The 23989-nt window shown below is 71.0% G+C and carries 28 protein-coding genes; 17 read left to right on the plus strand and 11 right to left on the minus strand.

Annotated elements, in window-relative coordinates:
- Positions 1-69: 69 nt before the first annotated feature.
- Both H9Y04_RS25410 and H9Y04_RS25415 read left to right on the plus strand, forming a co-directional pair.
- Positions 70-1314, plus strand: coding sequence for a sensor histidine kinase (locus H9Y04_RS25410; protein ID WP_187816323.1), 1245 nt, complete (start codon positions 70-72; stop codon positions 1312-1314).
- The gene (locus H9Y04_RS25415; RefSeq protein WP_187816324.1) at positions 1311-1970 is read left to right on the plus strand and encodes a response regulator; all 660 of its coding nucleotides are present in this window, start codon (positions 1311-1313) and stop codon (positions 1968-1970) included. Before H9Y04_RS25410 ends, H9Y04_RS25415 begins: the two co-directional genes overlap by 4 nt.
- Here the strand turns inward: H9Y04_RS25415 and H9Y04_RS25420 are convergent.
- Entirely contained in the window at positions 1957-2973 is a 1017-nt protein-coding gene (locus H9Y04_RS25420) for a helix-turn-helix transcriptional regulator (protein ID WP_187816325.1), read from the minus strand. The two genes, H9Y04_RS25415 and H9Y04_RS25420, sit on opposite strands and share 14 nt — an antisense overlap.
- Before the next feature lie 96 nt (positions 2974-3069).
- On the opposite strand from H9Y04_RS25420, the gene H9Y04_RS25425 reads away from it, so the two are divergent.
- Positions 3070-3465, plus strand: a complete 396-nt coding sequence (locus H9Y04_RS25425) for a RidA family protein (RefSeq protein WP_187816326.1) — start codon at positions 3070-3072, stop codon at positions 3463-3465.
- A gap of 86 nt (positions 3466-3551) precedes the next feature.
- Here the strand turns inward: H9Y04_RS25425 and H9Y04_RS25430 are convergent, their stop codons facing one another.
- The 4 genes from H9Y04_RS25430 to H9Y04_RS25445 all read right to left on the minus strand — a co-directional run bounded on the left by H9Y04_RS25430 (position 3552) and on the right by H9Y04_RS25445 (position 6499).
- A complete protein-coding gene (locus tag H9Y04_RS25430) occupies positions 3552-4169 on the minus strand; it encodes an isochorismatase family protein (protein ID WP_187816327.1) in 618 nt (205 codons plus the stop codon).
- A gap of 106 nt (positions 4170-4275) precedes the next feature.
- Positions 4276-5268 carry a GlxA family transcriptional regulator gene (locus tag H9Y04_RS25435; protein WP_187816328.1) on the minus strand — a complete coding sequence of 331 codons (993 nt, stop codon included), beginning with the start codon at positions 5266-5268 and terminating at the stop codon, positions 4276-4278.
- A gap of 82 nt (positions 5269-5350) precedes the next feature.
- Positions 5351-5971 carry an L-threonylcarbamoyladenylate synthase gene (locus H9Y04_RS25440; RefSeq protein ID WP_187816329.1) on the minus strand — a complete coding sequence of 207 codons (621 nt, stop codon included), beginning with the start codon at positions 5969-5971 and terminating at the stop codon, positions 5351-5353.
- 36 nt (positions 5972-6007) lie between these two features.
- The gene (locus H9Y04_RS25445) at positions 6008-6499 is read right to left on the minus strand and encodes an FBP domain-containing protein (RefSeq protein ID WP_187816330.1); all 492 of its coding nucleotides are present in this window, start codon (positions 6497-6499) and stop codon (positions 6008-6010) included.
- 73 nt (positions 6500-6572) lie between these two features.
- Here H9Y04_RS25445 and H9Y04_RS25450 point away from each other — a divergent pair, with 73 nt between their 5' ends.
- From H9Y04_RS25450 to H9Y04_RS25460, 3 genes are all read left to right on the plus strand, one after another.
- On the plus strand, positions 6573-7202 hold the full coding sequence (locus H9Y04_RS25450) for a TetR/AcrR family transcriptional regulator (protein ID WP_187816331.1): 630 nt from the start codon (positions 6573-6575) through the stop codon (positions 7200-7202).
- A 3-nt stretch (positions 7203-7205) separates the two neighbouring features.
- On the plus strand, positions 7206-8387 hold the full coding sequence (locus H9Y04_RS25455; RefSeq protein ID WP_187816332.1) for a GDSL-type esterase/lipase family protein: 1182 nt from the start codon (positions 7206-7208) through the stop codon (positions 8385-8387).
- A 162-nt stretch (positions 8388-8549) separates the two neighbouring features.
- Positions 8550-8813 carry a DUF6221 family protein gene (locus H9Y04_RS25460; RefSeq protein ID WP_187816333.1) on the plus strand — a complete coding sequence of 88 codons (264 nt, stop codon included), beginning with the start codon at positions 8550-8552 and terminating at the stop codon, positions 8811-8813.
- 193 nt (positions 8814-9006) lie between these two features.
- On the opposite strand, the gene H9Y04_RS25465 is transcribed toward H9Y04_RS25460, so the two are convergent.
- Both H9Y04_RS25465 and H9Y04_RS25470 read right to left on the minus strand, forming a co-directional pair.
- Positions 9007-9384, minus strand: coding sequence for a peptidoglycan-binding domain-containing protein (locus H9Y04_RS25465; protein WP_187816334.1), 378 nt, complete (start codon positions 9382-9384; stop codon positions 9007-9009).
- A gap of 489 nt (positions 9385-9873) precedes the next feature.
- Positions 9874-10368 carry a hypothetical protein gene (locus tag H9Y04_RS25470; RefSeq protein WP_187816335.1) on the minus strand — a complete coding sequence of 165 codons (495 nt, stop codon included), beginning with the start codon at positions 10366-10368 and terminating at the stop codon, positions 9874-9876.
- 286 nt (positions 10369-10654) lie between these two features.
- On the opposite strand from H9Y04_RS25470, the gene H9Y04_RS25475 reads away from it, so the two are divergent.
- A complete protein-coding gene (locus tag H9Y04_RS25475; RefSeq protein ID WP_187816336.1) occupies positions 10655-11032 on the plus strand; it encodes a hypothetical protein in 378 nt (125 codons plus the stop codon).
- 49 nt (positions 11033-11081) lie between these two features.
- On the opposite strand, the gene H9Y04_RS25480 is transcribed toward H9Y04_RS25475, so the two are convergent.
- The 3 genes from H9Y04_RS25480 to H9Y04_RS25490 all read right to left on the minus strand — a co-directional run bounded on the left by H9Y04_RS25480 (position 11082) and on the right by H9Y04_RS25490 (position 14804).
- A complete protein-coding gene (locus H9Y04_RS25480; protein ID WP_187816337.1) occupies positions 11082-12653 on the minus strand; it encodes a helix-turn-helix domain-containing protein in 1572 nt (523 codons plus the stop codon).
- Between the two features lie 266 nt (positions 12654-12919).
- A complete protein-coding gene (locus H9Y04_RS25485) occupies positions 12920-14170 on the minus strand; it encodes an RNA polymerase sigma factor (protein WP_187816338.1) in 1251 nt (416 codons plus the stop codon).
- A gap of 49 nt (positions 14171-14219) precedes the next feature.
- Positions 14220-14804: a TetR/AcrR family transcriptional regulator gene (locus H9Y04_RS25490; protein WP_187816339.1), complete on the minus strand. Its 585-nt coding sequence runs from the start codon at positions 14802-14804 to the stop codon at positions 14220-14222.
- Positions 14805-14884: 80 nt separating this feature from the next.
- Between H9Y04_RS25490 and H9Y04_RS25495 the strand changes: the two genes are divergently transcribed.
- Both H9Y04_RS25495 and H9Y04_RS25500 read left to right on the plus strand, forming a co-directional pair.
- On the plus strand, positions 14885-15298 hold the full coding sequence (locus tag H9Y04_RS25495) for a VOC family protein (protein WP_187816340.1): 414 nt from the start codon (positions 14885-14887) through the stop codon (positions 15296-15298).
- Positions 15299-15331: 33 nt separating this feature from the next.
- The gene (locus H9Y04_RS25500) at positions 15332-15850 is read left to right on the plus strand and encodes a GNAT family N-acetyltransferase (RefSeq protein WP_187816341.1); all 519 of its coding nucleotides are present in this window, start codon (positions 15332-15334) and stop codon (positions 15848-15850) included.
- Positions 15851-15921: 71 nt separating this feature from the next.
- Here the strand turns inward: H9Y04_RS25500 and H9Y04_RS25505 are convergent, their stop codons facing one another.
- Positions 15922-16377, minus strand: coding sequence for a MarR family winged helix-turn-helix transcriptional regulator (locus H9Y04_RS25505; RefSeq protein WP_187816342.1), 456 nt, complete (start codon positions 16375-16377; stop codon positions 15922-15924).
- Positions 16378-16606: 229 nt separating this feature from the next.
- On the opposite strand from H9Y04_RS25505, the gene H9Y04_RS25510 reads away from it, so the two are divergent.
- The 8 genes from H9Y04_RS25510 to H9Y04_RS25545 all read left to right on the plus strand — a co-directional run bounded on the left by H9Y04_RS25510 (position 16607) and on the right by H9Y04_RS25545 (position 23933).
- Positions 16607-17386, plus strand: coding sequence for a CoA transferase subunit A (locus H9Y04_RS25510; RefSeq protein WP_187816343.1), 780 nt, complete (start codon positions 16607-16609; stop codon positions 17384-17386).
- Entirely contained in the window at positions 17383-18036 is a 654-nt protein-coding gene (locus tag H9Y04_RS25515; RefSeq protein WP_187816344.1) for a CoA transferase subunit B, read from the plus strand. The genes H9Y04_RS25510 and H9Y04_RS25515 overlap by 4 nt, the downstream gene beginning before the upstream one ends.
- Complete coding sequence (locus H9Y04_RS25520) at positions 18033-19241, plus strand: thiolase family protein (RefSeq protein ID WP_187816345.1); 1209 nt, start codon at positions 18033-18035, stop codon at positions 19239-19241. The genes H9Y04_RS25515 and H9Y04_RS25520 overlap by 4 nt, the downstream gene beginning before the upstream one ends.
- Before the next feature lie 91 nt (positions 19242-19332).
- Entirely contained in the window at positions 19333-20100 is a 768-nt protein-coding gene (pcaH, locus tag H9Y04_RS25525; protein ID WP_187816346.1) for a protocatechuate 3,4-dioxygenase subunit beta, read from the plus strand.
- Positions 20100-20654 carry a protocatechuate 3,4-dioxygenase subunit alpha gene (gene pcaG / locus H9Y04_RS25530; RefSeq protein ID WP_187816347.1) on the plus strand — a complete coding sequence of 185 codons (555 nt, stop codon included), beginning with the start codon at positions 20100-20102 and terminating at the stop codon, positions 20652-20654. Before pcaH ends, pcaG begins: the two co-directional genes overlap by 1 nt.
- An 81-nt stretch (positions 20655-20735) precedes the next feature.
- Positions 20736-22049, plus strand: coding sequence for a 3-carboxy-cis,cis-muconate cycloisomerase (gene pcaB / locus H9Y04_RS25535; RefSeq protein WP_187816348.1), 1314 nt, complete (start codon positions 20736-20738; stop codon positions 22047-22049).
- Positions 22046-23152 (plus strand): bifunctional 3-oxoadipate enol-lactonase/4-carboxymuconolactone decarboxylase PcaDC, encoded by a 1107-nt coding sequence (gene pcaDC, locus H9Y04_RS25540; RefSeq protein ID WP_187816349.1) that lies wholly within the window; start codon positions 22046-22048, stop codon positions 23150-23152. The genes pcaB and pcaDC overlap by 4 nt, the downstream gene beginning before the upstream one ends.
- A gap of 37 nt (positions 23153-23189) precedes the next feature.
- Complete coding sequence (locus tag H9Y04_RS25545) at positions 23190-23933, plus strand: phosphotransferase (protein WP_308801097.1); 744 nt, start codon at positions 23190-23192, stop codon at positions 23931-23933.
- Positions 23934-23989: the final 56 nt, after the last annotated feature.

The raw sequence follows: 23989 nt of genomic DNA on the forward strand, positions 1-23989 counted from the left end.
AAGACGCCACGCGAGTTCTAACTTTCGATGGAGGCCCGCAGGCGTCCGCCTCCTTAGGGTGGGAGGACTGTGAACGCCGCCGCTCCGCCTCTCGCCCCCACCAGCCGGGCCCTGACCTGGTGTCTGCATCTCCTCGTCGTCGGCCTGCTCGCTCTCGCCGCCGTACGGGCCGTCGTCGACAGCCGGCCGCACGCGGGACTGGTCGTCGCCGCGGCCGCGGCCTGCGGCCTGGGGTACGCGGCCGGTCAGCTCCTGCCCGGTGTCCGCAGCTCCCGGCGGGCCGCCGCATGGTGGCTGGCCGGGGTCGGCGTGCTCTGGCTCCTCCTGCTCGTCCTCACCGCGGACGGGATCTGGCTGGCCTTCCCGCTGTACTTCCTGCAGCTGCACCTGCTGCCGCGGCGCGCGGGGCTCACGGCAGTGATCGCGACCGCGGTCGCCTCGATCGCCGCGTTCAGCGCGCATCAGGGCTCCTTCACCGCGGCCATGGCGATCGGACCGGCACTCGGCGCCGCCGTCGCGGTCGCCGTGGTGTGGGGCTATCAGGCCCTCTACCGCGAGTCGGACCAGCGCCGGCAGCTGATCGAGGAACTCACCGCCACCCGCGCCGACCTGGCCGCCGCCCAGCACACCGCCGGGGTGCTGGCCGAACGTGAGCGTCTCGCCCGCGAGATCCACGACACCCTCGCCCAGGGCTTGTCCAGCATCCAGCTCCTGCTCCGCGCCGCCGAGCGTGCGCTCCCGGGGACACCCGACACCGCGGCCCGCTATGTGGACCAGGCACGCCGCGCGGCCGTGGACAATCTCGCCGAAGCGCGCAGGTTCGTCGCCGCGCTTGCCCCGCCCTCTCTGGACGGAAGCACACTCGCGAGTGCGCTGGAGCGCCTTTGCGCCGGTACCGGTTCGGACGACGGGCTCACCGCCCGTTTCCACCTCACCGGAACCCCGGTACCGCTGCCGACCGCCCACGAGGTCGCCCTGCTGCGCATCGCCCAGTCGGCACTGGCCAACACCGTGCGCCATGCTGCCGCGACCACCGCCGACATCACGCTCGGCTATGACGGCGGCCACGTCGGCCTCAGCGTCGTCGACGACGGTGCCGGGTTCGATCCGGCCCGGCTCCCACTGCCCGACCCCGAGTTCGGCGGTTTCGGGCTGGCCGCAATGCGGGCCCGTATGCGCGCGCTCGGCGGCACGTTCACGCTGGCCTCGGCGCCCGGCGAGGGCACGGCGCTGACCGCCCGACTGCCGCTCGCCGTATCCACCGGGGTCGAGCCCTCGGCGCCGACCGTCACCGAGCCGGAGGACCGATCGTGACCGAGCCGAAGGGGCCGCCTGCGGCCGACGCCCCCATCCGTCTGCTGCTCGCCGACGACCATCCCGTCGTACGGGCAGGTCTGCGCGCGGTCCTCGAGACCGAGCCCGGACTCACGGTGGTCGCGGAGGCCGCCACCGCCGAGGACGCTGTGGTCCGCGCGGCCGCGGGGGACATCGACGTGGTCCTGATGGACCTGCAGTTCGGGAAGGCCATGGGCGGCGCCGAGGCCACCGCGCTGATCACGGCCCGGCCGGGCGCGCCACGTGTCCTGGTGGTCACCACCTACGACTCCGACGCCGACACGCTCCCCGCCATCGAGGCCGGGGCGACCGGCTATCTCCTCAAGGACGCTCCGCCCGAGGACCTGGCCGCCGCCGTACGGACGGCCGCCGCGGGGCGCACCATCCTCGCCCCCGCCGTCGCGGACCGGCTGATGCACCGGCTCCGTACTCCTGCGGTGGCGCTGACCCGGCGCGAGACCGAGGTCCTGTCGCTGGTCGCGGAAGGTCTGTCCAATCAGGCGATCGGCAGCCGGCTCCACCTCACGGAGGGCACGGTCAAGTCCCATCTGGCGCGTGTGTACGCCAAGCTCGAGGTCGATTCGCGTACGGCGGCCGTGGCGCGGGCGGCGGAGCTGGGACTCATCCGTCGCTGACGCGGTCGGCAGGGACTGATTCCTCGCTGACGGCCTCGGACGCGTAGCGCCCGGCAAGCGCGGCGGCGCGTTCGGCCAGGGTCGTGCGCAGCCACTGGGGGCTCAACGCCTCGGCCCGGGTGCCGAGTTGCCACAGCGCCCACTCCGCGTGCCGCGCATCCTGGAACGCCGCCTCGATGCGCAACCTGCCGTCCGCGTCGGACTGTTCGCCGAGGACGGCCACGGCCGTGCCGACCAGCTCTTCCCTGCGGTCCTTGTCCACCCGTACGAGCACGGTCACTTGGTCGCCACCGCTCCGGAACCGTGTGCTGCGCTCCTGCCAGGCCCGGTCCAGATCGACCCGGTCCGGCCGGTCGGCGGGCTCGGCGAGTTCCTCGGCGGCCTGGATACGGGAGAGCCGGTACGTGCGGTCCTCGCCGGAGCGCGTGGCGAGGAGGTAGCCGCGGTCGCGGACGGTGACCAGGCCCACCGGGTCGACCGTGCGCCAGTGCGGCGGCTGATCCGCGGTCGCGTACCGGATCCTCAGCTTGTGTCCGGTGAATACCGCGCGCAGGATCTCGGCCGCGACCGCGTCCGGTATCTCGTCGGCGACGAGCCGGCGCGAGAGGAGGTCGGTCTCCGGGTCGATGAGCAGGCGTTGGGCGACACCGGCCGCCGTGTCGCGGTAGCTGTCGGGCAGTGCGTCGACGACCTTGAGCATGGCCGAGGCGAGTGCGGAGCCGAGGCCGAGGGTCTGCGCGCCGCGCCGCGATCCGGCGACGAGGAGGGCCAGTGCCTCGTCGGGGTTCAGGCCGGTGAGCTCCGTACGGAAGCCGGGCAGCAGGGCGAAGCCGCCGTGCCGGCCGCGCTCGGCGTACACGGGGACGCCGGCCGCGGAGAGTGCCTCGACATCGCGCAGCACGGTGCGGGTGGAGACCTCGAGCTCCTCGGCGAGGGCGGTCGCGGACATCCTGCCCTGTTGCCTGAGCAGCAGGACCAGGGACACAAGGCGGTCGGCACGCATGCCGGAACTTCATCACATACATGACAGAGGATGTCGTGAATGCTTGGCAGGCTCGGCTCCGCACGAGGAAGACAACTCGAGGGAGCTGAAGTGGGCGTGGAGCGAACAGCGGTCAACCCGTGGGCGTGGTCAGGGGAGTTGGGCTACAACCAGGGCGAGCTCGTCACTGGGCAGACCCGGACTCTGTACTGCTCGGGGCAGGCCGCGATGAGCGCCGAGGGCAAACCCGAGCATGCCGGTGACATGGCGGCTCAGGTGGCGCTGAGCCTCGACAATCTGGAGGCCGTGCTCGCCGAGGCCGGGATGTCCCTGACGAACCTGGTGCGGCTGACCGTGTACACGACTGATGTCGACCGGCTCTTCGAGCACTACGGTGTCCTGGCGGCGCGGCTGGGCGCGGCGGGGGCGGCGCCGGCCACGACGATGCTGGGCGTCTCGCGGCTGGCGATTCCGGACCTGCTCGTGGAACTCGAAGGGACCGCCGTCGCCTGACAGTTGAGCCATCAGGCACACCGCACGGTGACGACGGCAGGGGCGGGGCGGCGTGCTGCCGTCCCGCCCCTGCCGTCGTGTGCGGATCAGGCCTGCAGCGCGTCCACCGTGGGTGCCACGACCCCGAAGAGGTCCGCGATCGTGGTGAGCGCGGCCGTCTGGAGCGCGGCCGCGGGGACCACGCTGCCGTCGGGGGCCGGGAGGCTGCGGGTGGCGGTGGCCTCGGCGACGACCGTGGGGCGGTAGCCGAGGTTGAAGGCGCCCTGGGACGTGTAGTTGACGCACATGTGCGTCATGAAGCCGGCGATGACCAGGTTCCTGCCGCTGCCCGGGGCGGCGCCGAGGCCGGTCAGGACATCGGTGAGGGTCGTCTCGTGGAAGGAGTTCGGGAAGCCCTTGACCACGACGGCCTCGCCCTCGGCCGGGGCGACCTCGTCGCTGATCGCACCGATCTCGGCGCGGATGTCGTACGGGGTGCCTTCGCCGCCGTCGTTGATGACGTGCACGACGGGCGCTCCGGCGGCGCGGGCACGCTCCAGGAGACGGGCGCCGGCCGCGAGGGCCTCCTCCGCTCCTTCCAGGGCCATGACGCCGGTGCGGTAGGTGTTCTGGAAGTCGACCATCACGACGATCGACTCGCCGAGCTTCGGCAGGTCGTTGTCGAGTCCGACAACCTCGCGCAGGGACTTCGAGGGCTGGGACATGGGGTGCCTTTCGTGTGGTGGGGTGCCGGTGTGCGGGCATGGCGAAGCCACGCTCCGTGCCGGTGGATTCGGATGGCTGGTGGATCAGATGGCCGGTCGTGCGCCGTCAGACCGAGCTGGTGCGGAAGCGGCGCCGGTAGCCGGCCGGTGTGGTGGCGAGCTGCCGTTTGAACGCGCGGTGCAGGGTTTCAGCGGAGCGGAGTCCGGCCGCCGCGGCGATGCGGTCGAGCGCGTCGTCGGTCGTCTCCAGGAGACGGCGTGCGGTCTCGACGCGCGCGGCCTCGACGTAGGCGGCCGGGCTCTGCCCTGTCTCCTGTTTGAAGACGCGGGCGAAGTGCCGCTCGCTGAGACACATGCGTTCGGCGAGCACCTCGGCGGACAGGTCCTGGTCGAGGTGGTCGGCGATCCACACGCGCAGTTCGTCGATGTCGCGGCGGGTCGCGGCCGGGCGGCTGAGCGGTACGGAGAACTGGCTCTGTCCGCCCTGCCGCTTGAGGTACATCACCAGCTGCCGCGCGACCGCGAGCGCGACGGCCTCGCCGAGGTCCTCGGCGACCAGGGCGAGCGACAGGTCCAGGCAGGCGCTGATGCCGGCGCCCGTCCAGAGCCGGCCGCGGTCGGCCCGGACGAAGATCGGGTCCGGGTCGACCGTGACGTCGGGGTGGTCGGCCGCCAGCTGAGCGGCCGTCGACCAGTGCGTGGTGGCCGTCCTGCCGTCGAGCAGCCCGGCCGCCGCGAGCAGATGCGCCCCCACGCACACCGAAGCCACGCGCCGCGAGCGCGGTGCGACCTTCTCGATCCAGGCCACGATCTCCGGATCGATCCGGGGCACGGGACCTTCGTCGCCGGCGTCGACCGCGCCGGGGACGATCAGGGTGTCGACCTGACCGTCCACCTCGTCGAAGCCGAGATCCGCCACGACCCGTACGCCCGCCGAGGTGCGCACCTCGCCCGCGGCGGGTCCGGCGAGCCGGACCTCGTACCCGGCACGGCCTGCGGTCTCGCGGTTGGCGAGCGAGAAGACCTCTGCCGGTCCGGTGACGTCGAGGAGGTCGACATCGGGGAAGACCACGATGACGACCCGGTGCTTGAGGGGCATGTCCCCATCCTCGCCCGTGGCCTCGATGGCGGCAATGACGGCTCTCTGTCACATTCGGACATGACCCGTCTGCGGCGGTCCCCTACTCGAAGCGGGAGGTGTCCCCCGCCCCGCGCCGTACGATCTCGACGTCCCCACCGGAGAAGTCGATCACCGTGGTGGGCTCGGTGCCGCAGTCGCCGGAGTCCAGGACGGCGTCGACGACGTGGTCGAGGCGTTCCTTGATCTCCCAGCCCTGCGTGAGGGGCTCGGGCTCGCCGGGCAGCAGCAGCGTGCTGGACAGGAGCGGTTCGCCGAGCTCCGCCAGGAGCGCCTGCGTGACGACATGGTCGGGGATGCGCACTCCGACGGTCTTCTTCTTCGGGTGCATCAGCTGCCGCGGCACTTCCTTGCTCGCGGGCAGGATGAAGGTGTACTTGCCGGGCGTGGCCGCCTTGATGGCACGGAACACGTCGTTGTCGATGTGCACGAACTGGCCCAGCTGCGCGAAGTCCTGGCAGACCAGCGTGAAATGGTGCCGGTCGTCGAGCTGGCGGATGGAGCGGATCCGGGCGATGCCGTCACGGTTGCCGAGCTGACAGCCCAGCGCATAGCAGGAGTCGGTCGGATACGCGATGAGCGCGCCCCCACGGATGCTGTCCGCCACCGTGGTCACGGTGCGACGCTGCGGGTTCTCCGGGTGGACGTCGAAATACGTTGCCATCCGGCGAGTTTACGGCGAGCGGGGGGCGCAGCCCGGTCAGTGGGTGACCTTCGTCAGAAAGGCTTCCAGATTGGTGACCATGCGCGCGACGCGTTCCTCCACCGTGAGCGTCTCGCCGAGCCGCATCGAGGGCCTGACCTGCTTGATGCCGCGGGCGTAGAGCGAGCAGTCGAGTTCGCCGCACATGTAGACGCCCACGGAGTTGCCCTGCTTTCCCGCTTCGCCCGCGCGAGGGGCCACCATCAGCGGGACGCCTCCCTCGTGGGCGGTGAGGCAGATCCGGCACATGCTGGGGCGCGCCTGCCCGGTCCGTCGCGCGCCGGCCCGCAGAACCACGCCCTGCAGCCGGCCGTCGATCTCTGCCACGAGGTACGCGCGGTCGGGGGCCTGCGGGTCGCGCCAGCCGAGGTAGTCGAGGTCGTCCCACGGGCGTTCGGCCAGGTCACGCGGAATGTTCAGGCGCTTGGCCTCTCCCTTCGAGCAGTTCACGAAGGAGGTTCGGATGTCTGATTCGGTGAGCGGCTTCATGAAAGCGATCGTAAGTTGCCTAAAACCTGTAGGCAAATGAATAATGACCGTAGGCAGAGGCGAGGAGACCGGAATGGCACGAGCAGGGCTGACGCCGCAACGGCTGACGCAGGCGGGTGCGGAGCTCGCCGACGAGGTCGGCTTCGAGCAGGTGACCGTGTCGGCGCTGGCACGCCACTTCGACGTGAAGGTCGCGAGCCTCTACTCGCACGTGAAGAACTCGCATGACCTCAAGACTCGTATCGCCCTGCTCGCCCTGGAGGAGATGGCCGACTGCGCGGCCGAGGCGCTCGCCGGACGCTCGGGCAAGGACGCGCTAACCGCCTTCGCGAACGTCTACCGGGACTACGCACGCGCGCACCCGGGCCGCTATGCCGCCGCGCAGCTGCGCCTGGACCCCGAGACGGCGGCCGCGAGCGCCGGTGTGCGGCATGCGCAGATGACCCGGGCGATCCTGCGCGGCTACGACCTGGCGGAGTCCGAACAGACCCATGCCGTACGGCTCCTGGGCGGCACCTTCCACGGCTACGTCAGCCTCGAACTGTCCGGCGGCTTCGACCACAGCGCACCGCCCGCGGCGGTGAGCTGGACGCGGATCGTGGACGCCCTCGACGCCCTGCTGCGCAACTGGCCCGCCGCGCCTGCCGCACCGGCCCCGTCCGCCGCTCCTTCCGCGCCCGCACAGAACGACCGAGAGATCTGACCCATGAACGACTGGATCACCACCCCGCTCACCCCCGCCCTCGTGCGCGGCGCACTGGAGCTGGAGGAGACACCCCAGGGCCTGCTGCCGCACCGGCTGCCGGCGCGCGCCCGCGCCCAGTGCACCGACGGACAGCTGGCGATGGCCGAGTCACAGGCCTCCGGAGTACGGATCGCGCTCCGCACCCGCGCCACGGCACTGGAGCTGGACACCCTGCCCACCAAGCGTGTGTACGTGGGTGCGCCGGCGCGTCCGGACGGGGTCTACGACCTGCTCGTCGACGGTGAACTGGCCGCGCAGGCAAGCGTCAGCGGCGGCAGCACCCTGACGGTCGACCTGACGAACGGTTCCATCGAGCACACCGTGGGCACACCGGGCACGCTGCGTTTCGCAGGGCTGCCCGACCACGACAAGACCGTGGAGCTGTGGCTGCCACACAACGAGACCACCGAACTGGTCGCGCTGCGCACGGACGCACCGGTTCAGCCGCTCGCCGACGGGAACCGCAAGGTCTGGCTCCACCACGGCAGTTCGATCAGCCACGGCTCCGACGCCGCGAGCCCGAGTGCCACCTGGCCCGCCCTGGCGGCCAGGCTCGGCGGGGTGGACCTGGTCAACCTCGGGTTCGGCGGCAGCGCCCTGCTCGACCCGTTCACGGCGCGGGCCATGCGGGACACTCCGGCGGACCTGATCAGCGTCAAGATCGGCATCAACCTCGTCAACCTGGACCTGATGCGCCTGCGCGCCTTCGGCCCGGCGGTGCATGGATTCCTCGACACGATCCGTGAAGGCCACCCGACCACCCCGCTGCTCGTGGTGTCGCCGATCCACTGCCCGATCCACGAGGACACCCCTGGCCCCGGCGCCTTCGACCCCGCATCCCTCGCAACGGGCAAGCTCTCCTTCGTGGCCACCGGCGACCCGGCGGAGGTCGCGGCCGGCAAGCTCACCTTGCGCGTGATCCGCGACGAACTCGCCCGCATCGTGGCCCAGCGGGCGGCTGACGATCAGCACCTGCACTATCTGGACGGCCAAGACCTGTACGGCGAGCCGGACTTCGCGGAACTCCCCCTGCCGGACCAGCTCCACCCGGACGCCGCCACCCACCTCCGCATCGGAGAACGCTTCGCGAAGCTGGCGTTCGACGGACCGTTCGCCGGGACGGGGCCACACACTGCGGCGTGACAGCATGCGGCCATGGCCATCCCGCGCGCTGACGGTTGAGCTGGACCGCGTGGCGGCGGCGCAGGAGTTCACCCCGATCGCCCGGCTCGCGCTCCCAGAGATCCCTGTTCGGGGCAGTGCAGGAGCATCTCGACGAGGCCCTCTCTCAGGGGAGGGTGCGGGATGAATGACCTTGTGGAGCGGTTCGGCGTCCAGCTCGACGAGGGCACGATCATCGACTGCCACCGGTCTGCCGACGCCGCTCACATCGCCCGACACGACCCGTCGCGGGTACTCGCGGCGGTCGCCGCGAAGCGGCAGCTCCCCGCCGATCTGGTCCAGGCCGCAGAGAGCCTCGGCGCTCAATGGTGCCGCGATCGCGCGCTCCAAGCGCTCACCGTGGCCTACGCGGACCGGCCCGGTTACCGAGACGAGTGGCGGCCGTGACCTACTGGAAGCGGATGGACTGGCCACGGAACCTACAAGGGATGCTGGTTGCGGCGTGGCCGGCGCGCGATCTTGCGTCGACGTCGGCGGCGATGCGCCCGCCGGCCGTTTCCTAGGCAGCGGTTCTCGGCGAGCAGGACTCGCGCAACAGGTTGGCTGCCCCGCGCCAGATGGTGCGGGGCAGCTCCGCGCCCTACGCGCCGGGTGTGCGCAAGTGGTACCAGGTGTTGGGTCCGACGATGCCGTCAGGCGACAGTCCGCGATCCGACTGGAATCTGATCACCGCAGAGCGAGTGGCGGTCCCGAACTGCCCGTCGACGCCAGAGCGCCCGATCGAGTAGCCGAAGACATCGCGGAGGAGAGCCTGGATCTCCTTGACCTTGGCCCCGCTGTCGCCGTAATCGGAGTAGGCGGTGCCGTAGTAGTAGTTGCAGGTGAAGCCGATGAAGTCGGCGAGCTCGCAACGCCCAGCCGTGGCGGCGGGGCTGACGGTCGTCGCCGATGTCGACGGAGCGGCGACGGCTACTCCCGGCGTGAAGACTGCCGCCGCGAGGACGATAGAGGCAGCCAACGTGCGGGGCCTGGAAACGAGCACTGGTCTCCTTCAGGGTCGATGGACGTGCAAGGAATTGGCCTCTCTTGCGTGTCCATGCCAAGCGTCGGGAGATCAGCCTGCGCCCTCCGTCAGGCGATAGGAGAAATGCGAAGGCCAGGCCACCCAGCCGCCCCTCTCGCCGGCGCCGGCCAGTGCCGCCAGGGACGGGTGATGAGCCCCCTCGCCCCGCAGTCGGCGGGCATCCTGTCGGGCCGCGACCCGTTCTACGAGCGGGGGTTGCAGGACTTCTGCGTGCCCCTACTACCTGCCGAAGCGCTGACATGACGAAGCCCCGAACCCTGGGAGGGGTTCGGGGCGTCGGTTCGCCGGGAGCGCCGTCGGCCCGAGCAGCACCAGTACGACGTTCAGCGATGCGGCTCAGTCAGGGTTGCGCTGCACTGCCGCGCGTTGAGGTCGGCAGTCATTGCCCGCTTCGCCCCTGTCTGTGGTCATAGCCCTGGGCGGTCAGCGCCAGCCAGAGCATGCGATCTTCTTGTGTGGCGTGTAGCGCCACTGCTCCGTGCACACCTGCACCCAAACGTTTTCGATGAGGGTCCACGTGTCTTGGTAGTCCCAATAGGCCTGGCTTACGTCGCCCTTCGGTGTGGCGTTGGCTACGTAGACGTCGTGCTTGCTGCGGGGTCCCTTGATGATCTGGCAGCCCAGGTCGTTGCAATTGCCTTCGTATAGCGGCACAAGTTCGTAATGGATGTAGGCAACTGCGCGGTAGTCGTCGCCGGCAGTGTCTTCGACGTGGGCGTTGTAGATGAACGCGCGCGACGAGAGGTTCGGGCCCTCTTGCCATTCGAGGCCGCCGGTGAAGCGGGCGCCCGGCACGCTGGCCGAGAAGCCGCGTGCACCGGCGGCTTGTGCGGGTGGAGCGGTACCGAGGGTGCCTACGGTGGCGAGAAGTAGGGCTGTTGCCCCTACGCCCCCGAGTCGTTTGGCGAGTTGCCGCATGGTCCACCTCTTGTCATGTCCTGCACAGATGCAGGGAGGCTGAGTTTGGACGGTCGCGGTGGTCCGTGTCTTGGAAGATTCCGCTACGCGCGCGAACGGCCATCCTCGGCAAGCTGCGCCGCCGCGCCGTCGCGGGGAGAGCTCGTTCGCCGCGGGGGCTGCTGCTGGAGGCGGCTTTCGGACGCCGTCCCTACGGGGGTGCGGTGCACGGTCCGCATGCGGAAAGCGGTTCTGGCAGCGCGATCCAGGAACTGCCTCTGGGCCCGTCCATGAGATCGTCGGGCTCGTGAGCGAGTCCTGGGTGATCGACGACGACGGCTCTGTGCCGGTGTCGGCCGGGACAGTGCTGGAGGCACTCCGGACGCGGATCGACAGCGGTCGGCTGGAGACGCGGCTGAGCAGTTCGTCCGGGCGGTCGCTGGTCTTCGTGACGAATACCGAGCGCGTGATGGTGATGCTTCTCGAAGAAGAGGGCGATCCGGGCGAGCATGCGGTGACCCCCGGAGCTCACGGCTCGAGCGACGGGTTCGTCCTCTCGAACGGGCAGCTCGACGTGTACGCGGATGAGGACACCGTGCCCCTCGGCGAGGCGTTCAGGCTCGTGGAGGAGATCCTGAGGACGGGCTCTTGGCCTGCAGACGCCCATTGGGTTGTCGACCGCTGACAACCATCTGTCGACAGGGCCGGACGAGGGAGGCGCCCAGGCAATCGTTTCAGGCGTCCGCCGGGAGCTCCGCTTCGCGCTCGCCCAGGTGGTAGACGTCCTTGACCTTGACCTCGGTCACCGCGCGGCCCTCCGTGAAGATCTGGCGCCAGTCGCCCGAGACGTGGAGTTCGTCGGTGCCCATCGCGCGGACGACGACGAGGCCTTCGTCGAAGCACTTGTACGCCTTCATCCAGAGGTTGGCGAAGGCCTGCGAGCGGATGAGGTGCATCCAGTCGCTGCGGTACAGCTCCCGGTTGTAGTTCGACTCCCCCATCGTCGAGACGAACTTGGCGTACATCGCCTTCACGTACTCGAGCGTGACCGGGTCGTCCTCGGCGATCGCGCGGTCGCGGGCGTCCTTGAGGGCGATACGGAACTTCTCCAGGAGCCCCTCGGTGGCCCCCGAGGTCCAGGACTCGTGGATCACGGGAGGCTCGCACAGCCCGTACGGATCGGAGGACAGGCGGAGCAGCAGGCGCAACGTCGGTTCGGTGACCCAGAGTTCGCCTGCCTCGTCGCGGTTGCCGAGGGGGTTGGGCAGGAGGTGTTCCAGGTCCCAGGACGGCGGGGTGATCAGGTGGACGCCCGCACGGCGACGGTCGTGGACGTTGCCCGTGGAGTGTTCGAGCGCGCCGATCGGCAGGTGCGTCTTGAGCGCCGAGAGGTAGGCGCCGTTGATATCGAGGGCGGTGACCTCATGGAGGCCCGCGGGAAGTTCGGGACGCGTCCAGTTCGGGCGCGCCTCCCAGATGTCGTCCGGGCCCTTGGCCGTCTTGCGGCGCAGGATGTCGGGCATCGGCGGGTGGGCGATCACCTGGTAGCGGGCGCCCTTGCGGGTGTCGTCGAGCAGCGCCATCGCATCGGGGATGGCGCGCTTGACGAGGGCGGCCGTGGCGGCGTCGACGTCTCCGCTGTGGGCGGCGAGCGCGGCGTCGACGGCGCGAGCGATGAGGTCCGGGGAGTCGGCTTCCTTGGCGCGGCGGCCGGCGGGGACGATCTTGGTTGCGGCCGTGTCGGTGGCCGGTCGTCCGGGCGTCGCGATCACAGCTTCGGGCGTCACTGTCACAGCAGCGGCTGACTGCTCCCGCGGCCCGGCCTCGGACGAGGTCGCCGCCTCGCACTGCGCCGCATCCAAGTGCTGCGCGAATCCCTCGACTTGATGCACGGCAGGGGCGCCGCACAGCACACAGGGTGCGGGATCGTGTACGGGCTCGGGCTCGTGTGCGGGCTCGCGCTCGGATTCGTGCACGGGCTCGCGCTCAGGCTCATCGCCGGGTTCGCGCTCGGCAACGACCGCCCCCGCAGGCTCCGTACCCCCGGCGCCCTGATCGGCCACGCCACCCACCTTGGACTGCGCGCCCTCCAGGAAGTACCCGTACTTCGCACGGATCTCCCCGCTCGGCTCGCGTCCGCTCTCCCACCCGCCGACGGTCGACGCGGACACCCCGAGCACGGCCGCCACCTGCGTACGCGACAGTCCGAGTGCCTCGCGCAGCCGCCTGCGTTCCTCGGCCGGGGGCAGGGCGGTCTCTTCCTGGACCGAGGCCAGGAGCGCGTCGATCGCGTCGAAGTCCGTCACGGCGCTTCCTTGTCGGGGCGGTCTGGGGCGGTGGGCGGGAGCGGTCTCGGGGTGCTGACGTGCCCGCTCGTGGCGACACACGGCAACCACTCGGGGCGGCGCACGCGGCAACTATAGGTCGCATCGGCTGTCCTGTTTCGTACGGCACCCCACGCGCCACCGCACCGCAAGCGCCGGTTGCCCCGGTGTCCGTACGCCAACAGCCGCCGCACGCCCCGTGCCCGTACGCCGACAGCCGCCGCCGCACGCCCCGCATCCCCACACCGTCAGCCGCCGGCCTCCCGGGCCCGCGCAAGGAGCAGCTCGCGCTCCCGGGCGTTGCGCGTCAGGGACGCCGCCCGGGCGAACTCGGCCCGCGCCTCCTCGTGCCGGCCGAGCCGCGCCAGAAGATCACCGCGCACACTCGGCAGCAAGTGGTACTCCTTGAGGGCGCCTTCTTCCGCAAGCGCGTCCACCAGCTTCAGCGCCTGCTCAGGGCCCTCCGCCATCGACACCGCCACCGCCCGGTTGAGCTCGACCACCGCGGACGGCGTGAGCTGGGCGAGCCGCCCGTACAGTGCGGCGATCGCCTTCCAGTCCGTGTCCTCGTAACGCAGCGCCTGCGCATGGCACATGGCGATCGCGGCCTGCACGGAGTACGGGCCGGTGCCGGCCCGCTGCAGGGCGTCGACGCCTCGGTGGATCAGCATGCGGTTCCACTTGGTGCGGTTCTGGTCGGCCAGGAGCACCGGCTCTCCGTCGGGGCCGGTGCGGGCCGGCAGCCGGGAGGCCTGGAACTCCAACAGGGCCGCGAGTCCGTGCACTTCGGGCTCGCGCGGCATCAGTGCGGCGAGCACCCGCGCGAGCCGCAGCGCGTCCTCGCACAGGGCGGGCCGCAGCAGATCCTCGCCGGCCGTGGCGCTGTAGCCCTCGTTGAAGATCAGGTAGATGACTTCGAGCACCGAGGCGAGGCGGGCCGGGCGTTCGTCGGCTCCGGGGACCTCGAAGGGGACGTCCGCCTTGGCGAGAGCGCGTTTGGCGCGCACGATGCGCTGGGCGACGGTCGGTTCGGTGGTCAGGAGCGCGCGGGCGATCTCGTCGGTGGTCAGACCGCCCAGCAGCCGCAGGGTGAGGGCGATACGGGCCTTCGCCGAGAGCACCGGATGGCAGGCCGTGAAGATCAGCCGCAGCAGATCGTCGTCGATGTCATCGGGATCGGACGGCTCGGGCGGCGGTACGTCCTCCAGGGTCCGGCCGACCTCGGCGAGCTTGCGCGCGTAGGTCTCCTTGCGGCGCACGAGGTCGATGGCCTTGCGCCGCGCGGTCGTCATCAGCCATGCGGCCGGGTTGTCGGGGACGCCGTCGCGGGGCCACTGCTCCAGTGCGCTGATCAGGGCGTCCTGGGCCAGTTCCTCCGCTATGCCGACATCGCGTACGACCCGGGTCACGGCCGCGATGATCCGCGCGGATTCCATCCGGAAGACCGCCTCGACCGTCACGGTCGTCCGGTCCTTTCCTGCTGCTGTCACGTGCCCCATCCCAACACCCGCCCCCTGCCGGGGCAAGCACGGCCGATGTGCGCGTACGTCAGGCGGCGCGCAGGCCTTCGAGGATGCGGGTCAACGCGGCCTGGGCATCGGCGAGATCGGCCGGCCCGGAGGAGGAGGCGAGCCAGAGGGCGGTCTCGTTCATGGCTCCGGACAGGAGGCGGGTGAGGGGCTCGACGGGTTGCGGGCTGAGGATGCCTGCGTCGATGAGGGAGGTGAGAGCCTCGGCGAGGTGTCGGGCCGATGCCGCTTCGTCGAGGGCGCGCCACTCGTTCCAGCCGAGGACGGCGGGGCCGTCGAGCAGCATGATCTGCTGCACCTCGGGGTCGGCCGCGGAGGCGAGGAAGGTGCGGCATCCGGCGAGGAGCTGCTCCCAGGGATCGTCCTCGGCGTCGGCGGCACGCGCGACGGCCTGGGCCACTTCCTGCTGCACCTCCTCGAGTACGGAGCGGAAGAGGGCGGTCTTGCCGCCGTCGAAGTGGTGGTAGAGCGCGCCCTTGGTGACTCCGGCAGCGCGGACGATCTCGGCGAGACCGACGGCGGCGTATCCCTGTGCCGCGAAAAGGCGCCTGCTCTCGCGCAGCAGTGTGCGGCGGGTGTGTTCGCGCTGCTCGGCCCGGTTCACCTGAGCCTCCCCTTTTACATACCGACGGTATGCGAGTAGCCTTCATTTGACATACCGATGGTACGCGAAATGGGGTTCCCATGAAACTCACCAGCATGTATCCGGTGATCTGCACGTCGAAGCTCCAGGAATCGGCGCGCTTCTACACCGAGCTCCTCAGCTTCGAGACGACCTTCGAGGCCGACTGGTACGTGAGCCTGCGACGACCGGGGACGCCCGCGTACGAACTCGCCCTCCTGGACCACACCCACCCCACCCTGCCCGCGCCGTATCGCACTCCGGTCCAGGGGCTGCTCCTCAACTTCGAGGTCGAGGACGTCGACGCGGAGTGGGACCGGCTGGTCGTGCGGGGCGGCCTGCGGGCCGAACTGGAGCTGCGCAGCGAGGAGTTCGGGCAGAGGCACTTCATCGTGGCCGACCCCAATGGGGTCCTGATCGACGTGATCACACCCATTCCCGCAAGCGGCGAGTTCGCGGAGCAGTACACGCAGTAGGAGGCCCTGACGCCCCTGGTGGAAAATGCGGCGATGGAGATCAGGACTGCCGCACCGACCGATGCCGATGCCGTCGCCGCGCTGCACACCGCCAGCTGGCGGAGGGCGTACGCGAATCTGTTCCCCGCGGAGTACCTGGCCGGTCCGCTGCTCGCGGAGCGCCGCACGGTGTGGCGGGCGCGGCTGGCCGAGCCCCTGCCGGGTGCGGCGCTGTTCCTGGCCGAGGATGCCGAGGACGCCGAGGAGTTGGCCGGCTTCGTCTACCTGGAACCGCGGCCGGACGGCCGGATCCTGCTCGACAATCTGCACGCCCGCCCGGGCAACACCGGCCGCGGCCTCGGCAGCCGACTCCTCGCGCACGCCCTGGCCTGGTCCGCCACCGCACATCCGGGCCGGGACGTCTACTTGGAGGTCCTCCAGGGCAACACCCGCGCGGTCGCCTTCTACGAACGCCACGGAGGCCGCCGCACCGACTCCCGTACGTGCCGTTTCGACCAGGGATTCGAGCTGCCCGAGTACGAGTACACCTGGCCGGCCACCGGGACCCGGTGACGACCGGCGCGGGCCGGCCACCTGGGCCGCACCGAGGGGGCACAACCCCGCTCGGGCGGCACCGAGGGGGGTCACACCCCCACCCGATCCGCCCCCTTCAACTCCTCCGCCGCATCCGCGACCCGTCGCAGCATGTCGAGGAACACGGCCTGCTCCTCGCCGGAAAGGGGCGCCAGGAACACGTGGTTCATGCGGGCCGTGCGGACCGTGAGTTTGCGGTGCACGGCGGCGCCCTCGGGGGTGAGGCGCAGGAGCCAGCGGCGGGCGTCCGACGCATCGCGGACCTTCTCGATCAGGCCGCGCCTGCACAGGCGGCTGACCACCTCCGCGACCGTGGAGCGGTCGAGGCCCACCCGCTCCCCCACCGTCCGCTGATCGAGGCCCGGCTCGGCCGTCAGTGCGTTGAGCACCCCGTACTGGGGAGAGGTGATCTCCTCGGAGACCATCGTGGTCCACAGCAGGTAGTGCGCCTGCTGGAGCCGGCGGGCCAAGTGGCCCGGGTGGGTGGTGAGGTCCACGGCCGCCATCGTCATCTCCCGCTACCAGGTTCATCTGTGCACTGAACAATACTCATGGCGTCGGAAGCCGCGCGCCAGGTCGCCGCATCAAAATCCTCAGTAGACAAAGAACTTCTTGACGGACCACTGCTCCGATGCCAGCATGACCGACCGGAAGATATTAATCAGTGTACTGAGTAATTCGGCCGGACCCGGTGAGCCGCACGGCAGGCCGGCGGTCCGCGGAAGGGTGCTCGTCATGGACAAGGTGGTCGCCACCGCCGAGGAGGCGGTGGCCGACGCGCGCGACGGAGCCACCTTCGCCGTCGGCGGCTTCGGGCTCAGCGGCGTGCCCAACGTGCTCATCCAGGCGCTGTACGAGCGAGGCGTACGCGAGCTCGGCGTCGTCTCCAACAACTGCGGCGCCTTGGACTCCGGGCTCGCCGTGCTGCTCTCGGCGGGCCGGATCGCCCGGGTCACCGGGTCGTACATCGGGGCGAACAAGGAGTTCGCCCGGCAGTACCTCGCCGGCGAGCTGGAGGTCGAACTGATCCCGCAGGGCACGCTCGCCGAGCGGCTGCGGGCGGGCGGCGCCGGGATCCCCGCGTTCTACACCCCGGCCGGTGTCGGCACCCAGGTCGCCGACGGCGGGCTGCCGTGGCGGTACGACGGTCAGGGCGGAGTCGCGCTCGCCTCGCCGCCGAAGGAGGTGCGGGAGTTCGACGGCACCGAGTACGTCCTGGAGCGCGGCATCCGTACCGACTTCGCGCTGGTCCGCGCGGCGCGCGGCGACCGGCACGGGAATCTCGTCTTCAACAAGTCGAGCCGCAACTTCAACCCCCTGGCCGCGATGGCGGGCCGTATCACCATCGCCGAGGTCGAGGAGCTCGTCGAACCCGGCGAGATCGACCCGGACCATGTGCATCTGCCGGGGATCTTCGTGCAGCGGGTGGTCGCCCTCACCCCGGAGCAGGCCGCCGACAAGGGCATCGAGCAGCGCACCGTATCCGTACCCGTGCAGGCCGAGGAGGCGCGATGAGCTGGTCGCGAGAGCAGATCGCGGCGCGCGCCGCCCTGGAGCTGGAGGACGGCAGCTATGTGAACCTCGGGATCGGGCTGCCGACGCTGATCCCGAACCATCTGCCGCCGGGCGTCGAGGTGGTCCTGGAATCCGAGAACGGGATCCTGGGGACCGGCCCGTATCCGCTGGACGAGGACGTCGACCCGGATCTGATCAACGCCGGCAAGGAGACCGTCACGGTGCTTCCGGGCGCCTCGTTCTTCGACTCCGCGCTCTCCTTCGGGATGATCCGCGGCGGGCACATCGACGCCGCGGTGCTCGGCGCCATGCAGGTCTCCGCGCAGGGGGATCTCGCCAACTGGGCGGTGCCCGGGAAGTTGATCACCGGGATCGGCGGGGCGATGGATCTGGTGCACGGCGCGCGGCGCGTGATCGTGGTCATGACGCACACCGCGAAGGACGGCTCGCCGAAGATCGTCGCGGAGTGCTCGCTGCCGCTGACCGGGCGCGGCTGCGTCGACCGGATCATCACCGATCTCGGGGTACTCGACGTGGTGCCGGACGGGCTGCTCCTGGTGGAGACTGCGCCGGGGGTTTCCGTGGCCGAGGTGATCGCCGCGACCGGAGCCCCGGTCCGAATCGCAGACACAGTGGGGAGCAGGGCATGAGCACGCGCGATGTGTACATCGTGGACGCCGTCCGTACGCCGATCGGCCGCTACAACGGGGCGCTCGCGAGCGTACGGCCCGACGATCTGGCCGCGCACGCGGTACGGGAACTCCTCGGCCGCTCCCCCGAGTTGGACCCGGCGCGGATCGAGGACGTGTACTTCGGCAACGCCAACGGCGCCGGTGAGGAGAACCGGAATGTGGCCCGTATGGCGGGGCTCCTCGCCGGGCTGCCGACCTCCGTGCCGGGCGTGACGGTCAACCGGCTGTGCGCCTCGGGCCTCGAGGCCGTGATCCAGGCGGCGCGCGCCATCGCGCTCGGCGATGCGTCGATCGCGCTCGCGGGCGGGGTCGAGTCGATGACCCGCGCCCCTTATGTCCTGCCGAAGAGCGACAAGGCCTTCCCCGCCGGGCACACCGAGATGTACTCGACCACGCTCGGCTGGCGCATGGTGAACCCGAAGATGGCTCCCGAGTGGACGATCCCGCTCGGCGAATCGGCGGAGCTGATCGCGGACAAGCACCACATCACGCGCGAGCAGCAGGACGCGTTCGCGCTGGCCTCGCACGAGAAGGCCGCGGCCGCCTGGAAGAACGGGCTCTTCGACGCCGAGGTCGCGCCCGTGCCGGTGCCGCAGCGCAAGGGCGAGCCGGTCGCGTACGCGCGCGACGAATGCGTACGGGAGAACGCCTCGATCGAGGCGATGGCCAAGCTGAAGCCGTCGTTCCGCAAGGACGGCGGCACCGTCACGGCGGGCAACACCTCCCCGCTCAACGACGGCGCCGCGGCGCTGCTGCTCACCGACGAGGCGGGGCTGCGGGCCACCGGGCGCGAGCCGCTGGCCCGTATCTCGGCGACCGGTGTGGCCGCGGTCGATCCCCAGTACTTCGGCCTCGCGCCCGTGCCCGCGGTGGAGCGGGCGCTGGCCAAGGCCGGGAAGTCCTTCGGCGATCTCGACACCCTCGAACTGAACGAGGCCTTCGCCGCCCAGGTGCTCGGCTGCGTGGCCGAGTGGCCGGAGTTCGACCCGGCGATCCTCAACCCGCAGGGCGGAGCGATCGCGCTCGGCCATCCGCTGGGCGCGTCCGGTGCGCGTCTGGCCGGCACGGTGGCGCATCAACTGGCCCGGCGCGGCAGCGGAGTGGGTGTGGCCACGCTGTGCATCGGCGTGGGCCAGGGCCTGGCCCTGATCCTCGAACGCTGAGTCCGCGGGGGCCCGGCCACGGCGACTCCTTCGTCGCAAGACAGTCGTGGCCCCCGCTTCCCTCATTCGATCCCGTAATCGGAGCTTCACGATGACCGACCTTCCCGTGGCCCTGCCCGACGGGCTCTCCCAGGAACAGATATCCGCCGAGGTGGCCAAGGTGCAGGCCGGCGCGGACGGTGCGGTGCACCCGCCGCGGGACTTCCCGCCGTACCGCAGCAGTACATTCCGCCACCCGCGACAGCCGCTGATACCGCTGCGCGACCCCGAGGCCGTGGAACTGTCGGGCCCCGCCTTCGGGGTGACCGATGTGACCGCGCTCGACCGCGATCTGACCCGGCAGCACCTGGGCGAGCCGCTCGGCGAACGCATCACCGTCACGGGCCGGGTCACCGACCGCCAAGGGCGCCCGGTACGCGGCCAGTTGGTGGAACTGTGGCAGGCCAACGCGTCCGGCCGGTACGCCCACCAGCTGGACCAGCACCCCGCGCCGCTGGACCCCAACTTCACCGGTTTCGGGCGCTGCCTGACCGACGACGACGGCACGTACACCTTCACGACGATCAAGCCCGGCGCATATCCCTGGCGCAATCACGTCAACGCGTGGCGCCCCGCGCACCTGCACTTCTCGGTGTTCGGCACGGCATTCACCCAGCGGCTCGTGACGCAGATGTACTTCCCCGGCGATCCACTGTTCGCCTACGACCCGGTGCTGCAGTCGGTGACCGACCTCGCCGCCCGTGAACGCCTCGTCGCCGCCTACGACCACGACCTCTCCGTACCCGAGTGGTCGCTCGGCTACCGCTGGGACATCGTGCTCGACGGCCCGTCCGCCACGCTCTTCGAGGAGGACCACTGATGTCCCTGATCCCCACGCCGTCGCAGACCGTCGGCCCGTTCTACGGGTATGCGCTGCCGTTCGCGGGCGGCGCCGAGGTCGCGCCCGCAGGGCATCCGGATCTGATCACCGTGCATGGATACGTGTACGACGGCGCCGGACAGCCGGTCCCGGACGCGCTGTTGGAGACCTGGCAGCCCGCACCGGACGGATCCCGCTCCGGCGCGCCCGGTTCGCTGCGGCACGACCCGGTGACGGGCAAGGTGATCGGCCGGGACGGCGTCGCCTTCACCGGCTTCGGGCGGGTCTCCAGCGATGCGGACGGGCACTATGCGGTGCGGACGCTGCCGCCAGGGGGTGTCCCGTACATCTCGGTGCTGGTCTTCGCCCGCGGGCTGCTGCATCACCTGTACACCCGCGCCTATCTGCAGCCGCCGGCCGACGACGCCCTGCTCGCCTCGCTGCCCGACGACCGGCGCGGCACGCTGCTCGCGGTCGAGGAGCGGCCGGGCACGTATCGCTTCGACATCCGGCTACAGGGTGCGGGCGAGACGGTCTTTCTGGACTTCGGATGAGCTGGGACTTCGGATGAGCTGGGATTTCGCATGAGTGTGGGTTTCCTATGAGTGTGGGTTTCCTATGAGCGTGGACTTCGGATGACGGCGTACGAGGAAGGCGGCGGGCTGCTCGCACCCGGCTGGGCCGGGTCGCGGGTCGAGGCTGCGGTGAGCGATCTCGCTTACGTACAGGGCCTGTTGGATGCCGAGGCAGCACTGACGCGGGCGCAGGCGGCGCTCGGTGAGGCACCCGTGGAGGCGGCCGAGTCCGTGTCCGCGGGGGCCCGGGCCGAGCGGTACGACGTCCGGTCCCTGGCCCTGCGTGCGCGCGCGGCCGGGAATCCGGTGCTCGCGCTGGTGTCGGACCTGAAGGCCGAACTGCCCGAGCCGCACCGCGAGTTCGTGCATCGCGGGGCGACCAGCCAGGACATCGTGGACACGGCGACGATGCTGGTCGCGGCGCGCGCCCTCGACCTCGTACTGGATGATCTCGCGCGCACCGAGCGGTCATTGGCGGCGCTGGCCGCCGCACATCGGGACACGGTGATGGCGGGGCGGACGCTGACGCAGCATGCGGTGCCGACGACGTTCGGCCTGAAGGCGGCGGGATGGCGGTCGCTCGTCCTGGACGCCCGCGATCGCGTGCGGGCCGTCCGTGATGCACTGCCCGCTCAACTCGGCGGTGCGGCAGGGACATTGGCCGCTCTCGGTTCACCGGAGCTGGTGGCGGAGTTCGCGCGCGAGACCGGGCTCGCGGCGCCCGCGCTGCCGTGGCACACGCTGCGTACGCCGGTCGCGGACCTCGCCGGTGCGCTGGCGTTCACCGCGGGCGCGCTCGGCAAACTCGCCGCCGACGTACTGACCTTGTCGCGTACGGAGATCGCCGAGGTGTCCGAAGGTGCCGGCGGCGGCTCGTCGGCGATGCCGCACAAGGCCAATCCGGTCCGGGCCACGCTGATCGCGGCCGGCGCCCGTCAGGGATCCGGCCTCGCCTCGGCCCTGTACGGGTCGCTGGTCGCCGAGGACGAACGACCCCCGGGCGCCTGGCATGCGGAGTGGGCACCCCTGCGGGACCTGCTGCGGATCGTCGGCGGCGCCGCCGAGAACGCCGGGGACCTCATCGCCGACCTGCGCGTGGACACCGAGGCCATGCGCCGCAACCTGGACCTCACCGGCGGCCTGATCGTCTCCGAACGCCTGACCGCCGCACTCGGCGCACGCGTGGGCAGGGCCCGCGCCAAGGAGCTGCTCACCTCGCTCGCGGCGCGCGTCCGCCGCGGCGAGGGCACGCTCGCCCAACTCCTCTCCGAACCACCCGAGTTCAAAGACCTCGACCTCGACGACCTGACCGACCCGGCCGGCTACACGGGTGCGGCCGGCGTCCTCACCGACCGAGCGCTGGAGCGACGTTGACCACCTTGCACCACACCGCGGAAGGACCGTCCACCGCTCCCCCGCTGATCCTCGGCCCGTCCCTCGGCACCTCTGCCGCGCTGTGGGACGCCGTCGCACCGGAACTCTCCGCCACGCACCGCGTGATCCGCTTCGACCTGCCCGGCCACGGCAGCTCCCCCGCCTCGCTCATCGAGGCCGGGGCGAGCGTCGGCGACCTCGCGTCCCTGGTCCTCGCCCTCGCGGACTCCCTCGGCATCGAGCGTTTCTCGTACGCGGGTGTCTCCCTCGGCGGCGCCATCGGCCTGCATCTCGCCGCCCGGCACCCCGACCGCATCGACCGCCTGGCGGTCCTGTGCTCATCGGCGCATTTCGGCGACCCGCAGCGGTGGCTCGACCGGGCCGCACTCGTGCGCCGCGAAGGCCTCGAATCGGTGGCGAAGACCGCCCCCGAGCGCTGGTTCACGCCCGGCTTCACCTCGGCCGGACTGCTCGACGACCACCGGGCGGCGGACCCCGAGGCATACGCCGCCTGCTGCGACGCGCTGGCCTCGTACGACCTCCGCGGCGGGCTGGAGCCGATCACCGCTCCGACGCTTCTGGTGGCGGGCCGCGAGGACCCGGCCACCCCGCCCGCTCATCTACGCGAACTCGCCGACTCCATCGGCGACTCGACGCTCGTCGAGATCCCGGGGGCCTCGCACCTCGCGGTCGCCGAAACCCCGCTCCCCGTCCTCGCCGCCCTGCGCGGCCACTTCGTCGGGCCCGCGCGGAGCGGGATGGCGGTCCGTCGCGAGGTGCTCGGCGATGCGCACGTCGACCGCGCGCAGGGGCGCCAGAGCGCGTTCACGGCGCGCTTCCAGGACTTCATCACCCGCTACGCGTGGGGCGAGATCTGGACCGACAACACCCTCTCCCGCCGTGAGCACAGCCTGGTCACCCTGACGGCACTGGTCGCGGGCGGCCACCTCGACGAGCTGGCCATGCACGTACGGGCCGCGCGACGCAACGGGCTCACGGCGCAGGAGATCGGGGCGGTGCTGCTGCAGTGCGCCGTGTACGTCGGAGTGCCGGCGGCCAATGCCGCCTTCGCGGTGGCGCAGCGGGTGCTCGAAGAGGACTGAACCAGCGCTGCCGTGGGTGACCTGGCAGGGTGGCGGGGTGAACGAGGAGTCAGCGCTGCCCGGTGGTGCCGTCAACGAGGTCGTCCGCGTCGGCGCGACCGTACGCCGGCCACGGCCTGAACGGTCCGCGTTCGTGCATGAGCTCCTGGCCCTGCTCGAACACCGGGGCTGGTCCGGCGCGCCCCGCTTCCTCGGCTGGGACGAGCAGGGCCGCGAGATCCTCAGCCATGTCGAAGGCCAGGCGGCCTGGAGCGCGGACCGCCGGCGGGCGGTTCGCACGGACGCGAGCCTGGTCCGGGTGGCCGAACTCGTCCGCGAGTTCCACGATCTGACGGCCGGCTCACCACTCGCCGGCTCCCACGGCGTGGTCTGCCACAACGACCTGGCGCCGAAGAACACGGTCTACGCGGTCGACGGCGCGCACTGGCACCCCATCGCGTTCATCGACTGGGACCTGGCCGCCCCCGGCGAACGCATCCACGACGTCGCCCACCTCTGCTGGCAGTACCTGGATCTCGGCCCGGCCATCACGGACGTACCGGAGGCCGCCCGGCGGATCGCGCTGATCTGCGACGCGTACGGCCTGGCGGGCCCGCGACCCATCGTGGACACGGTCCTGTGGTGGCAGGACCGCTGCCGCCGCGGCATCGAAGCGGCCGCCGCACAGGGCGATGCGGCCATGATCCGCCTGCGCGACCGAGGCGTTCCGGAGGAGCTGCGGGCTGCGTATGCGTGGGTGTCGGCCCACCGCGCCGCACTGTGCGAGGCCATCGCCGACTGACTGTCGGGCAGGACACGTCCGGAACCGTCGAAGGAGTCGACGAGTTCGGACCTCGC

Origin of the sequence: Streptomyces polyasparticus (genome assembly GCF_014493765.1) — a bacterium.
Lineage (GTDB): Bacteria > Actinomycetota > Actinomycetes > Streptomycetales > Streptomycetaceae > Streptomyces > Streptomyces polyasparticus.